12 protein-coding genes are annotated in these 11,907 nt (G+C 66.7%); 5 read left to right on the top strand and 7 right to left on the bottom strand.

Features of this window, described 5'->3' with window-relative positions; translation table 11 throughout:
• The first annotated feature begins 239 nt into the window (after positions 1-239).
• The gene (gene upp, locus ACLBX9_RS23970; RefSeq protein WP_447720698.1) at positions 240-875 is read left to right on the top strand and encodes a uracil phosphoribosyltransferase; all 636 of its coding nucleotides are present in this window, start codon (positions 240-242) and stop codon (positions 873-875) included.
• Positions 876-897: 22 nt separating this feature from the next.
• Here the strand turns inward: upp and ACLBX9_RS23965 are convergent, their stop codons facing one another.
• Genes ACLBX9_RS23965 through kaiC form a run of 4 tightly spaced genes read right to left on the bottom strand, consistent with a single transcriptional unit; the run spans position 898 to position 4,995 of the window.
• Positions 898-2,655: an ATP-binding protein gene (locus ACLBX9_RS23965; RefSeq protein ID WP_447720697.1), complete on the bottom strand. Its 1,758-nt coding sequence runs from the start codon at positions 2,653-2,655 to the stop codon at positions 898-900.
• Positions 2,655-2,927: a circadian clock KaiB family protein gene (locus ACLBX9_RS23960; RefSeq protein WP_447720696.1), complete on the bottom strand. Its 273-nt coding sequence runs from the start codon at positions 2,925-2,927 to the stop codon at positions 2,655-2,657. Before ACLBX9_RS23960 ends, ACLBX9_RS23965 begins: the two co-directional genes overlap by 1 nt.
• 41 nt (positions 2,928-2,968) lie before the next feature.
• Entirely contained in the window at positions 2,969-3,310 is a 342-nt protein-coding gene (locus tag ACLBX9_RS23955) for a circadian clock KaiB family protein (protein ID WP_447720695.1), read from the bottom strand.
• Positions 3,307-4,995: a circadian clock protein KaiC gene (kaiC, locus tag ACLBX9_RS23950; protein WP_447720694.1), complete on the bottom strand. Its 1,689-nt coding sequence runs from the start codon at positions 4,993-4,995 to the stop codon at positions 3,307-3,309. Before kaiC ends, ACLBX9_RS23955 begins: the two co-directional genes overlap by 4 nt.
• 268 nt (positions 4,996-5,263) lie before the next feature.
• On the opposite strand from kaiC, the gene ACLBX9_RS23945 reads away from it, so the two are divergent.
• The 4 genes from ACLBX9_RS23945 (at position 5,264) to ACLBX9_RS23930 (ending at position 8,964) form a co-directional block, all read left to right on the top strand.
• Positions 5,264-5,887: a DUF938 domain-containing protein gene (locus ACLBX9_RS23945; protein ID WP_447720693.1), complete on the top strand. Its 624-nt coding sequence runs from the start codon at positions 5,264-5,266 to the stop codon at positions 5,885-5,887.
• 119 nt (positions 5,888-6,006) lie between these two features.
• Entirely contained in the window at positions 6,007-7,293 is a 1,287-nt protein-coding gene (locus ACLBX9_RS23940; protein WP_447720692.1) for an ABC transporter substrate-binding protein, read from the top strand.
• 238 nt (positions 7,294-7,531) lie between these two features.
• The gene (locus ACLBX9_RS23935) at positions 7,532-8,545 is read left to right on the top strand and encodes an NAD(P)H-quinone oxidoreductase (RefSeq protein WP_447720691.1); all 1,014 of its coding nucleotides are present in this window, start codon (positions 7,532-7,534) and stop codon (positions 8,543-8,545) included.
• Positions 8,546-8,658: 113 nt separating this feature from the next.
• On the top strand, positions 8,659-8,964 hold the full coding sequence (locus tag ACLBX9_RS23930; RefSeq protein WP_447720690.1) for a hypothetical protein: 306 nt from the start codon (positions 8,659-8,661) through the stop codon (positions 8,962-8,964).
• Between the two features lie 101 nt (positions 8,965-9,065).
• On the opposite strand, the gene ACLBX9_RS23925 is transcribed toward ACLBX9_RS23930, so the two are convergent.
• The 3 genes from ACLBX9_RS23925 to ACLBX9_RS23915 form a co-directional block, all read right to left on the bottom strand.
• Positions 9,066-9,947 carry a 3-hydroxybutyryl-CoA dehydrogenase gene (locus tag ACLBX9_RS23925; protein WP_010683584.1) on the bottom strand — a complete coding sequence of 294 codons (882 nt, stop codon included), beginning with the start codon at positions 9,945-9,947 and terminating at the stop codon, positions 9,066-9,068.
• A 193-nt stretch (positions 9,948-10,140) separates the two neighbouring features.
• Entirely contained in the window at positions 10,141-11,094 is a 954-nt protein-coding gene (locus tag ACLBX9_RS23920) for an electron transfer flavoprotein subunit alpha/FixB family protein (protein ID WP_010683583.1), read from the bottom strand.
• Positions 11,095-11,157: 63 nt separating this feature from the next.
• The gene (locus tag ACLBX9_RS23915) at positions 11,158-11,907 is read right to left on the bottom strand and encodes an electron transfer flavoprotein subunit beta/FixA family protein (protein ID WP_010683582.1); all 750 of its coding nucleotides are present in this window, start codon (positions 11,905-11,907) and stop codon (positions 11,158-11,160) included.

Below are 11,907 nucleotides of genomic sequence, written 5' to 3'. Positions count from 1 at the left end.
GCTCCTGCGGTTCGCCTCGCCCTCAAATATTTTTTGCTCCGCACACGCGGCGCAGATCTAATTTGGAGTCGCATGGGTCGGCGCATCCCTCTGCGAACCCGAACGACCATCGTCCGGGCTGGTGAGCAAGATTGATCGCAAGCCCTGCCGCTTTTGGACGCGCAGTCGCGCAGCGAACAAGTTGCACCACGCCGGGCGCTCCGGCATTGCTCCAACAAACGGGAGCGGAGAATGTGGACATGCCGACGGGTCGGGTCACCGTGGTGGATCACCCGCTTGTGCAACACAAGCTCACTTATCTGCGCGACAAAAACCGCTCGACCAAGGGTTTTCGCCAGATCCTGAACGAGATCGGCATGCTCCTAGCCTACGAGGTGACGCGGGATCTGCCACTCGAGCCGGTCACCATCGAGACGCCGCTGCAGCCGATGGAGGGGCGGCAGATCCAGGGTAAGAAGCTCGTCCTGGCGCCGATCCTTCGCGCCGGCGTCGGCTTCCTCGACGGGATGCTCTCGCTCGTTCCCTCGGCCCGTGTGGCGCATATTGGCCTTTACCGGGATCCCGACACCCTGGAAGCGGTGGAATATTACTTCAAGGCACCATCAGACCTTGCCGACCGCACCGTGCTGGTCCTCGACCCGATGCTCGCCACCGCGAACTCCGCCATCGCGGCCCTCGACCGGCTGAAGGCGCGGGGTGCCTCGGACTTGCGTTTCGTCTGCCTCCTGGCCGCGCCGGAAGGCCTTGCGAAGTTTCAGGCGGCCCATCCCGATGTTCCCGTTTGGACCGCCGCCATCGATAGCCACCTGAACGACCACGGCTATATCGTCCCCGGCCTCGGCGACGCCGGGGACCGCATGTACGGCACACGCTGAGCGGAAATCTCCGACGCGTGCGCTACCGCTTCGACGCGCGGAAGCCCCGGCGCCCTTTCCCGACAACCTTGCGCAGCACGCGGGAGAGCTGCTCCACCGAATAGGGTTTCTGGATCAGGTCGAAGCCGTGAACCCCTTCCTCCGCCAGCACATGGCTGTAACCGGAGGTGAGCACCACGGGCAGGTCCGGCAAACGCCGTTCCAGTTCCCGGGCGAGCGCGACCCCGCCCATGCCCGGCATGACGACGTCGGAGAATACTGCGTCGAACCGGAACGGGATCCTCTCGATCTCCAAGAGAGCCTCCTCGGCGTTCGTCGCCCAAACCGTCGCGTGCCCGAGATCCTCCAGAATCTGCGTCGCGAAGCGCCCGACCTCGACGTTGTCCTCCACCACGAGGATGCACAGGTTCCCGCTATCGACGGCCCGCTCCTCGCGCGGGGCATCGTGCGCGATCTCCGGCGCAGCCTCCACCTGCGGCAGATAGAGGGTGAACGTCGTGCCCTGGCGGAGCCGGCTGGTCACATCGACGTCGCCGCCCGACTGCTTCGCGAAGCCGAACACCTGGGACAAGCCCAGCCCAGTCCCCTTGCCGATGTCCTTGGTGGTGAAAAAGGGCTCGAAGATGCGCGGTAATACCTCCGGTGCGATTCCGATGCCGGTATCCGAGAGCGAGACCGCCGCGAAGGTATGCCGAGAGCCGGCGTGGCCCCGGATGGCAGGCATCGGCCCACCGCCCTGCAGACGCAGGGTCAGCGTGCCCTCGCCGCCCATCGCGTCGCGGGCATTCACCGCCATGTTGATGAGCGCCGTTTCGAATTGGCTGAGATCCGCCCGGATGTAGCAGGGTTCTTCCGGAATCTGAGCGTCGACGGTGATGCGCGCGCCCGTGACCGAGTCCAGCATCTCCGCAACAGCGCGGAGCGAGCCGCCGACCTCGAACACTTCGGGGCGCAGCGCCTGGCGTCGAGCGAAGGCGAGGAGCTGCCCAGTGAGCTTGGCGGCGCGGTCGACCGTGTCGGAGATCGCCTCGACGTAGCGCTGGCGCCGCTCCTCGGATAGGTCGGGCCGCTTGAGTAGATCGGTGGACGACTTGATGACCGTCAGGAGGTTGTTGAAGTCGTGCGCGACGCCGCCCGTCAGTTGCCCCACGGCCTCCAGCTTCTGCGATTGGCGCAGGGCTTCCTCGACGCGCTCCCGCTCGACGCTCTCGGACTGGAGCCGCGCATGCGCCTCCGCGAGCGCCCGCATGTTGCGCCGCTGCTCGGACAGGTCGGTGAGGATGCCGCAGAGCAGGGGCGCATCACCCTGACGCTCGAAGCGGCTGAGCGACAAGAAGGTTGCACTCTCGGTCCCCGCCGTCGCCCTGAGTTCGACTTCCCCGCGTACCGGGTTGGTCATCGCCCTCTGTACCAAGTCGTCCAGGTCGGCATCGGCCTCCACGAAGTCTCGCAGATATCGTCCGATGAGACGCTCCTGCGGCTCGCCCAGCATGTCGGCCAGTCGGCGGTTGCAGTAGAGCAGCGCGCCGTCGGACCCGAGCGTGAAGGCGCCTTCCTGGATCTGCTCGATCAGCACCCGATAGGGGCGATCCGCGTTCTCCAGCGTGTAGACCAGCCGCTCGTGGTTCGGCCCTTCCACCACCACGGCGTCGAAGTCGCCCCGGCGGATGGCCGCCAGCGTGTCCTCGCTCTCCTCCAGCCGCGCTTCCAGCTCCCGGATGTGGGCTCGGTAGGCCTCCGGGCCCGGCTCGTCATCGGGCAGCAGCGCGTCGACACCCATCAGCGCGCCTCCGCAGTCGGATCGATCTGGAGCCCGCGCAGGATGCGGCCTTCGTCGAGGAGGTCGCCCGAGATCCGCCGCTCGGGGTGCGGGAAAACCTTCAGGAGCGTCGGTGCGGCCAGGATGCCGTCGCGCTCGGCAAGGTCGGGCTGCTGGTAGATATCGACGATCTCCAGCTCGTACCGACCCGCAATGTGACTTTCGCAGATCCGCCGTAGGCTCTCGACCACGCGGAGGGACCTTGGCGCCGTGCCGGCGACGAACAGCCTCAAGCGGTAATGTTCCGAGGTTTGCGATGGTGCCACGACGCCGTTCAAGGCTGATCCGCCTTCGGTCGGATATCGAGGCCGACCAAGACCTTCTCGGTATTCGACAGATCGCCGATGATCCGCTTCAGGGGCGAGGGCAGCCGGCGCACGAGCGTCGGGATCGCGAGGATCTGATCTCCGGCAGCGAGCTGCGGGTTCTTCATGAGGTCGATCACTTCGATATCGTAGCGGCCGGCCAAGTGCTCCTCGCAGAATCGCTTGAGGTTCGTCATCGCTGCGAGAGACTTGTTGGTCTGTCCGGCGACGTAGAGGCGCAGATAGTAATGGCCCGGATCGCCGTCCGGATCCGTCTCCTGGGCCGGTTCGTCCGGGGTCGTCGCGTTCATTCCGCAGCACTCCGTCGTGCGATCAGCGCCTGCCGCTCTTCCTCCGAGCGGACTGCGCGAAGCCGGTCCTCGGCGTGCAGACGCTCCTCCTCGTCCTGCGCCGCTTCGAGCCCGGCTCGCAACTCCTCGATCTGCCGCTCAATCGCCGAACGGCGGCGGGCCAAGTCTCGGAGGCCCCGCTCGGTCTCGCGCAGACGCTGCTCTGAGGCAGATTTCTCCTGCGCCTCCTGGATCAGGCGGGCCGTTCCAGTCAGCACGCCGGAGGGTCCGATATAGGCATCGATCAGCTGGATCCCGCTCGATGACATGAGAAACTCCCGAATCTGGTTCGAGTGGCTCATGCCCCGTGCCTTGATGACATAGAGCGTGCGCGTGCGCTCGCCGTTCGCCTCCAAATTCTGAAGCTTGATCCAGGTGTCCATCAGCGAGGAAACGCCCAGGTCGTCGTCCTGCACCAGGGACCCGTCGCTCCGCAATGTGGTGAAAACCGCCGTGATGCCGCGGGCCTTGACGAGGTCGATCATCAGCAGGAGCGTCGCCTGCAAGGTGCTCGCCGCGCCGCGCAGGGCCGAGATCGGATCGATCACGACCAGTTCCGGTTTGAACCGGTCGAGGTCGCGGTGCATGCGTGCGAGGTGGGTTTCGAGGCCAAACAGACTGGGCCGGGCGGCCTCGAAACGCAGCAGCTCGCTGGCGACGTGCTGGTTCAGATCGATGCCCACCGAGCGGGCGTTCCGCGCGATCTGATCGCCGCTTTCCTCGAAGGCGAAAACCATGCAGCGCTCGCCGCGCCGGCAGGCCGCATCGACGATCGAGGATGCCAGCAGGGTCTTGCCCGTGCCCGCCTCGCCCGAGATCAGGATTCCGGAACCGCGATAGAATCCGCCCGGCCCAAGCATCGCGTCCAGGCCGGCGACGCCGCTGGAGAGCACCCCGCTCGGCGCCGTGTAATCGAGGTCGGCGGAGGTGACCGGGAGGACACTGATCCCCGCATGGTCGATCAGGAATGGGTACTCGTTCGTGCCGTGGGCCGAGCCGCGGTACTTCACCACGCGCAGACGCCGGGTGGTGATCTGATCCTCCACGCGGTTGTCGAGCAGCACCACGCAGTCGGAGACGTATTCCTCCAGGCCCTGCCGGGTAAGTTGGCCCTCGCCCCGCTCACCGGTGATGATCGCCGTCAGGCCGCGATCCTTGATCCAACCGAAGAGGCGACGGAGCTCGGCGCGCAGCAGCGCCGGATCGGTGAAGCCGGCGAACAGGGTCTCAATCGTGTCGAGAACCACCCGCTTCGCGCCGATGCTGTCCACCGCGAAGCCGAGTCGGATAAAAAGGCCTTCGAGGTCATATTCCCCGGTCTCCTCGATCTCGCTTCGCTCCACGCGCACATGGTCGATGGCGAGACGGCCCGAAGCGACGAGCCCGTCCAGGTCGTAGCCCAGGGAGGCGACGTTGGCGGCCAGATCCTCGGCGCGCTCCTCGAAGCTCATGAAGACCCCGGGTTCCCCGAACCGGGTCGCGCCGTTGACCAAGAACGTCGTGGCGAACAGCGTCTTGCCGCAGCCCGCCGCGCCGCAGATCAGGGACGGCCGCCCGGCCGGCACGCCGCCGAAAGTCAGATCATCGAACCCTTCGATGCCCGTCTGGGCCTTCGGCAACGTCTGAACAGCTTGCGAATCAGGCACGATGGTCGATGTCCTAGACGTCGCGGCCCGCGATGGGATCCGATGCCAGCGCGTCAAGGCCCGTGGCTTCAGCGGTCCGATCTGCCGCGGCTTTAAATCCGAACTGGTGTCGTGCGGCTCGAACGACACGTAGGACGAGCGTCACCGCCTGCCGTGACGCGGTATGGCATGGTCGTGCCGAGCGCAATATGCCGGCGCCGGATCGGTGAGGTGACAGGCTGCGTCCAAATCCTGGCACGGATTCTTGGCGGGCCTGACGAGGATCGTGATGACAAAGCGGATCGTCGACGAAGACGCCCTGGAGGCCCCGGCGGTCGCCCGCAATCGGGACGCGATCCTGACTGTGCTCCGCGAGATCCTGCCGGTCCACGGAACCGTTCTCGAGATCGCGAGCGGATCAGGCGAGCACGCCGTTCACTTCGCAGCGGCGCTGCAGACCCTGACGTGGCTGCCAAGCGATCCCGAGCCGATAGCGCGGCGCAGCATTGCGGCCCATGTGCGGCGGTCCGGCCTCGCTAATCTCCGGCCGCCGCTCGACCTCGATGCTTCCGCCACACGATGGCCGGTGGGGCCGGTGGACGCGATCGTCTGCATCAACATGATCCATATCGCGCCGTGGTCCGCGGCGCAGGGTCTGATGGCCGGCGCCGGACGAGCCCTGGCCGGAGGCAGCCTGCTCTATCTCTACGGACCCTTTCGGGAAGACGGGCGGCACAGCGCGGACAGCAATGCCGCGTTCGACGACGCGCTGCGTGCCCGCGATGCCCGCTGGGGCGTTCGAGACCGCGTGACTGTTTCCGTGGAAGCAGACCGCCACGGCCTGACCCTCGAACGACGCATCGCCATGCCGGCGAACAATCTGAGCTTGATCTATCGACGCACTGCGGAATGATCTGACACATGCGGAGGGTTCACGCATCTGCACATTGTATTCAAGCTGCGGAATGTTGCACACTCCTGTCGCGTTGCCGACGCGGCGACAAAAGCCGCGCGGTTCGCAGGAGGAAACGCATGGCACGGGATCATAAGATTAGAGATCGGAAGGCCCGGGATCCGAAGGCAAGGCAGCGCGGCGTTTCGAGCCGGGCCATCGCTCTGCTCGCAGTGGCCAGCCTGATCGGAGCGGCACCCGCCCGAGCCGCGGATCCGATTCGGATCGGCGTGATCGCCGAGGCGCAATCGGTGGTGGGCGCCTCGATCCCGCAGGCGGTGCAGCTCGCCGCCGACGAGATCAACGCCAAGGGCGGCGTCGACGGGCGCCAGATTCAGATCGTCACCTACGACGACAAGTCCTCCGCATCGGATGCGGTGCGCGCCTTCCAGCGTGCTGTCTCGGAGGACAAGGTCAACCTCGTCATCGCCAGCTACATCTCGGAGGTCGTACTCGCGCTGATGCCCTGGGCCGCCCGGCTCAAGACGCCGATGATCACGCCGGGCGCCGCCTCCAACGAGATCAGCCTCGCCGTCCACAAGGACTACGCGCGCAACAAGTACACCTTCCACGGATATCTCACCTCCGCGGCTCTTGCGCAATCGATCTGCGATTCCACAAAGGACCTTCTCATCGACCTGATGAAGGTGAAGACGGCGGCGATCATGAGCGAGGACGCCGCTTGGACCCGGCCGCTCGACGTCGGATACGAGAAATGCCTTCCGGAGATCGGCGTGAAGGTCGTCGATCACATCCGCTTCTCGCCGGACACGGGCGACTTCACGCCGATCTACAACAAGATCGAGGCGGCCAAGCCCGACCTGATCGTCACCGGCATCTCGCATGTCGGCGTGCAGCCGACCGTGCAGTGGCAGAACCAGAAGGTGCCGCTCGCCATGACCGGCATGAACTCCCAGGCCACGTCCTCGACCTTCTGGTCGAACACGAACGGCGCCACGCAGGGCGTGATCTTCCAGAGCATCGCGGTGCCGGGTGCCGCGATCACCGGCAAGTCGCTGGCCTTCAGCGATGCATTCAAGAAGCGCTTCGGCAGCGACCCGTCCTACGCTGGCTACATGGCCTACGACCAAGTCTACTACGCGGCCGATGCGGTGAAGCGGGCGGGCACGACCGAGGCCGACAAGCTCGTCGACGCCCTCGAGAAGACCGATTGGGAGGGCATGGTCGGGCGCACGCAGTACTACGGTAAGGACGACCCGTTCACCCACTCGATCAAATATGGACAGGGCTTCATTACCGGCCTGATGGCGCAGTGGCAGGACGGCAAGCAGGTTGCGATCTGGCCGAAGAGCCTCGCGCAGGGTCAGATCGTCATCCCAGCGGCCGTGAAGGCCGCGGCGCGCTGAAGCTGTTTCGCGCGAGGCCGGCTTCGGCCGGGGCGAAGAGCGCTTGGAGCCGTATCGGATCGCGTTGCGATCGGGTGCGGCTCCAAGCCTTTCTGACGCGCTCTCTTCCGCAGAACCGACATCCAGGTTGGCGGAGAGCGTCCTAGCCGCTTGCCAAGCGCGCTCGCTGCCGCAACTAGAGCCACACTGCGGCCTTCCAGGGCCTGTCACGACCAACGCGCGCGCGAAGGATTGATCGATGGCCAGTGCCGACCTGCCCGAGACCATGCGGCAAGTCCGCTTCACCGGCTCTGGCGGCCCTGAGGTGATCGCCGTTGAGACCGCACCCGTGCCGAAGCCGGCGTCTGGCCAAGTGCTCATCGCTGTCGTCGCCGCGGGCGTCAACCGGCCCGACGTGGCGCAGCGGGCGGGCGTCTATCCACCGCCACCCGGCGCCACCGAGATCCCGGGCCTGGAAGTCGCTGGCCGCATCGCAGGTCTCGGCGAGGGTGTCACCGGCTTGGCGATCGGCGATGAGGTCTGCGCGCTCGTGATCAGCGGCGGCTACGCCGAATACGCCGTGGCCGAGGCAGCCCTGTGCCTGCCGCGGCCCAAACCCTTCTCGCTGGTCGACGCAGCCGGACTGCCTGAGACCTTCTTCACGGTCTACTCGAACGTCGTACAGCGCGGACGGCTAGCGCGCGGCGAGCGCTTCCTGGTCCATGGCGGTTCGAGCGGGATCGGCGCCACCGCGATCCAGATGGCGAAGCTGTTCGGTGCGACGGTCTACGCGACTGCAGGATCGGCCGAGAAGTGCCGGTTCTGCGAGGAGCTCGGGGCGGACGCGGCGATCGACTACAAGCAGACCGATTTCGCCGAGGAGGTGAAGCGCCTGACAGACGGACGCGGTGTCGACGTGATCCTCGACATGATCGGCGCCAGCTACCTTGCGCGCAACATCAAATCCCTCGCACCGGACGGGCGTTTGGTGATGATCGCTCTAATGGGGGGTTATAAGGTCGACGGCCTGAACATCACGCCGATCATGCGTAATCGTCTGACGTTCACGGGCTCGACGCTGCGGCCCCGCCCGAAGGCCGACAAGGCCGCGATCGCCGAAGGGCTGCGCAAGGACGTCTGGCCTGAACTCGATGGCGGGCGTATCCGCTCCGTCACGCACGCTACCTTCCCGCTGGAGGAGGCGCGGAAAGCCCACGAACTGATGGAATCCAGCGCTCACCTGGGCAAGATCCTGCTCACCACCGGCCGGTAACCGCCGCGATCGGCAGGAACCCCCTTCCTCGGCACCGCGTTGGCGGCCGGTAACGGTTTCGTGTCGCAGGCCGCAATCTCGCGTGCTGCGTTTCGCCGACGAGGTGTTTTCAGATGGCCGAGAAGTTGAACCAACAAGAAAGCCGGCAGGGTGAGCGCGGCAAGCCGGTGCTGTGGGTCTTGGTGGCGAGCCTCGTACTGCTGGCCATCGCGACTGTGGGATTGCTGACCTGGAACGGCTCGAATTCACCGAAGGATTACGCCAGCCAGAGTCAGGATGCATCCCGGCGCGAGGTCACCGGCTCGGTGAACGGCCAATCGAACGGATCTTCGCCATCGAACAGCACCGCCGTGCCGGGCGGCAATCCGTCATACCCGCAGCCGGCCCAGCCCGGCGCCCATGACGGCACGGCGAAGTAGAGAAAGCGCCCGCAAGTATGGGTGGAGGGGCGGCGCGCATCGCCGTCCCTTTCCAAGCGCTCGATTCCGGATAATGCGTTACGCAGAGTTGTTGCGGAGGCCTAGCGCGTCGGGATCGGCGTAGGACCGCGATAATCGTAAAAGCCGCGCTTGGCCTTCCGTCCGAGCCAGCCGGCCTCGACATACTTCACGAGGAGGGGGCAGGGACGATACTTCGAGTCCGCGAGGCCCTCGTACAGCACCTGCATGACCGACAGGCAGGTATCGAGCCCGATGAAGTCGGCGAGCTGCAACGGTCCCATCGGATGGTTCGCGCCGAGTTTCATCGCGGTATCAATCGATTCGACCGAGCCCACGCCCTCGTAAAGCGTATAGATCGCCTCGTTGATCATCGGCAGCAGGATGCGGTTGACGATGAACGCCGGGAAGTCCTCCGACATGGTTGAGGTCTTGCCGAGCTTGGCGATGAAGCCCTTGGCCGCTTCGTAGGTGGTATCCTCCGTGGCGATGCCGCGGATCAGCTCCACGAGCTGCATCACCGGCACCGGGTTCATGAAGTGGATGCCGATGAACTTCTCGGGCCGGTCCGTCGCGGCGGCAAGCCGCGTGATGGAGATCGACGAGGTGTTCGTGGCGATCAGCGTGTCGGGCCGCAGCGACGCGCAGAGTGTCGAGAAGATCTCCCGCTTTGTCGCCTCGTTCTCGGTGGCGGCCTCGATCACAAGATCGGCCGGGTTGAGGGCCGCGAAGTCCGGGGCCTGCACGATCCGGGCGCGGGCCTCCGCGCTCTCGCTCTCGGTCATCGAGCCCTTCGAAACGAGGCGGCCGAAGCCGCTCTCGATCGCGCTGAAGCCGTTCTCCAGGCGCGCCGCATCGCGATCGTTCAGCAGGACGTCGAGACCGGCCGCCGCGCAGACCTGCGCGATCCCGCTTCCCATCTGGCCCGCGCCGATGATCCCGATCCGCTTGATCACCATGTCCATCTGCCGAACTGTGCCCCCAATGCGGACGCCGATGCGCGGCGGCCGGGATCGACCGACTGCGCCGACGCGACGGCGGCACCCACGAAGACCTGCCGTCGCAGCCTTCTAGACCAATCTTCAGCGCGGAAGGAACCCGCACGCCGCGTTGCCGCGCCGGGGATCATTCGCAGCGATCCGCGCGGCGATGGGACCTTTACTGACCCTTCGCCTTGCCGATCTCGGCCTGGAGTTCTGGGACGACCTGGAAGAGGTCGCCGACGAGGCCGTAATCGGCCACCTGGAAGATCGGCGCGTCCTCGTCCTTGTTGATGGCGACGATCACCTTCGAGTCCTTCATGCCCGCCAGATGCTGGATCGCGCCCGAGATGCCCACCGCCACGTACAGGTCCGGCGCCACCACCTTGCCGGTCTGCCCCACCTGCCAGTCGTTCGGCGCGTACCCGGCGTCCACCGCCGCCCGCGAGGCGCCCACCGCCGCGCCCAGCGTGTCGGCCAGCGGCTCGATCAGCGCGTGGAACTGGTCCGACGAGCCGAGCGAGCGCCCGCCCGACACGATGATCCGCGCCGAGGCCAGCTCCGGACGATCCGACTTGGCGATCTCCTCGCCCTTGAAGCGCGAGCCGCCCGCCTCCGGCGCGGCCGCCGCGACCGGCTCGATCGGCGCGCTCGCCCCGCCCTCGGCCGCCGCCTTGAACGCCGCCGTGCGCACCGTGATCACCCGCTTGCCCGACGGCACCTGCACGGTCTGGATCGCGTTGCCGGCGTAGATCGGACGCTCGAACGTGTCCGGCGAGACCACCTTGATGATGTCGGACACCTGCGCCACGTCCAAGAGCGCGGCCACCCGCGGCAGCACGTTCTTGCCCGTGGTCGAGGCCGAGGCGATGATCGTGTCGTAGGGCTCGGCGATCGCCGCCAGCAGCGCGCCGACCGGCTCGGCGAGGTCGTGGTCGTAGGCGCCGTCCTCGGCGTGCAGGACCTTCTCGACCCCCTCCAGCTTGGCCGCCGCCGCGGCCGCCGGCCCGGAGCCGGCGCCCAGCACCAGGGCGTGGACCGGCGCGCCGATCTCCCGGGCCGCGGAGAGCGCCTTGAGGGTGCCGTCCTTGATCTGGCCGTGGCCGTGCTCGACGAAGAGGAGTGTCGTCATGGTCGTGTGTGTCCTCGAAGGGGGGCGCGGGGCTCGACCGGGGCGGGAGCCGCGCGGAGCGGATCAGATGACGCCGGCCTCGACCTTGAGCTTCTGCACGAGCTCGGCGGCCGAGCCGACCTTGACGCCCGCCGAGCGGCCCGGCGGCTCGGCGGTCTTGAGCACGGTCAGCCGCGGCGTCACGTCGACGCCCAGCGCGTCCGGCGCCAGCTCGTCGAGCGGCTTCTTCTTGGCCTTCATGATGTTGGGCAGGCTCGCGTAGCGCGGCTCGTTGAGGCGCAGGTCGGTGGTGACGATCGCCGGCAGCGTCAGGCTGACCGTCTGCAGGCCGCCGTCGACCTCGCGGGTGACGTCGAGGCTGCCTTCGCCGGCCTCGACCTTGTAGGCGAAGGTGCCCTGCGGCCAGCCGAGCAGCGCGCCGAGCATCTGGCCGGTCTGGTTCGCGTCGTCGTCGATGGCCTGCTTGCCCAGGATGACCAGCTGCGGGCTCTCCTTCTCCACCACGGCCTTCAGCAGCTTGGCCACCGCCAGCGGCTCGCAAGGGACGTCGGTCTTGACCAGGATGGCGCGGTCGGCGCCCATGGCCAGCGCCGTGCGCAGCGTCTCCTGCGCCTGCTGCGGGCCGATCGACACCGCCACGATCTCGCTGACCGTGCCCTTCTCCTTCAGCCGGATCGCCTCCTCGACGGCGATCTCGTCGAACGGGTTCATCGACATCTTCACGTTGGCGAGCTCGACCCCGGAGCCGTCGGCCTTCACGCGGATCTTCACGTTGTAGTCCACCACCCGCTTCACGGGCACCAGAACCTTCAT

This window comes from Methylobacterium sp. A49B (genome assembly GCF_053346215.1).
Note: the sequence above shows the minus strand (reverse complement) of the source record. Positions and strands in the feature narration are given on the sequence as shown.

Bases quoted from the DNA above. Each gene is read 5' to 3' on its own strand.
- ACLBX9_RS23920 (WP_010683583.1), bottom strand. From the start codon at position 11,094: ATGACGACACTCCTCTTCGTCGAGCACGGCCACGGCCAGATCAAGGAC.
- upp (WP_447720698.1), top strand. From the start codon at position 240: ATGCCGACGGGTCGGGTCACCGTGGTGGATCACCCGCTTGTGCAACAC.
- ACLBX9_RS23935 (WP_447720691.1), top strand. From the start codon at position 7,532: ATGGCCAGTGCCGACCTGCCCGAGACCATGCGGCAAGTCCGCTTCACC.
- ACLBX9_RS23925 (WP_010683584.1), bottom strand. From the start codon at position 9,947: ATGGACATGGTGATCAAGCGGATCGGGATCATCGGCGCGGGCCAGATG.
- ACLBX9_RS23955 (WP_447720695.1), bottom strand. From the start codon at position 3,310: ATGAACGCGACGACCCCGGACGAACCGGCCCAGGAGACGGATCCGGAC.
- ACLBX9_RS23930 (WP_447720690.1), top strand. From the start codon at position 8,659: ATGGCCGAGAAGTTGAACCAACAAGAAAGCCGGCAGGGTGAGCGCGGC.
- ACLBX9_RS23965 (WP_447720697.1), bottom strand. From the start codon at position 2,655: ATGGGTGTCGACGCGCTGCTGCCCGATGACGAGCCGGGCCCGGAGGCC.
- ACLBX9_RS23940 (WP_447720692.1), top strand. From the start codon at position 6,007: ATGGCACGGGATCATAAGATTAGAGATCGGAAGGCCCGGGATCCGAAG.
- ACLBX9_RS23915 (WP_010683582.1), bottom strand. From the start codon at position 11,907: ATGAAGGTTCTGGTGCCCGTGAAGCGGGTGGTGGACTACAACGTGAAG.
- ACLBX9_RS23945 (WP_447720693.1), top strand. From the start codon at position 5,264: ATGACAAAGCGGATCGTCGACGAAGACGCCCTGGAGGCCCCGGCGGTC.